Source organism: Psychrobacter sp. 16-MNA-CIBAN-0192, from assembly GCF_040309565.1.
Taxonomy (GTDB): Bacteria; Pseudomonadota; Gammaproteobacteria; order Pseudomonadales; family Moraxellaceae; genus Psychrobacter.
The window spans coordinates 1-248 of sequence record NZ_JBEOOX010000566.1 but is presented as its reverse complement, the minus strand read 5'-3'; the positions used below and the strand labels follow the sequence as shown (position 1 = coordinate 248).

General features: G+C 48.8%; 1 protein-coding gene. It reads left to right on the top strand.

Annotation, left to right across the window (positions count from 1 at the left end):
- On the top strand, positions 1-248 hold a 248-nt coding region (locus tag AAEY78_RS14400; protein WP_502943790.1), incomplete at both ends, for a cupredoxin domain-containing protein.

The window sequence follows — 248 nt, the reverse complement described above, 5'->3', positions numbered from 1 at the left end:
CCGTAGATGAGTTTCGCTTTGGTCCAGGTGAAACCTACGATGTGGTTGTTGAGCCTAAAAATGACGCATACACAATTTTTGCACAAAGCATGGACCGCTCAGGTTATGCCAAAGGGACTTTGTCTGTCGCTGCTAATATTGATGCGCCAGTGCCTGCACTTGACCCAGTTGAGTGGTTAGCAATGCGGGATATGATGGGCAATATGGATCACTCTGCTATGCCTGGAATGGATCACAGCGCTATGGGC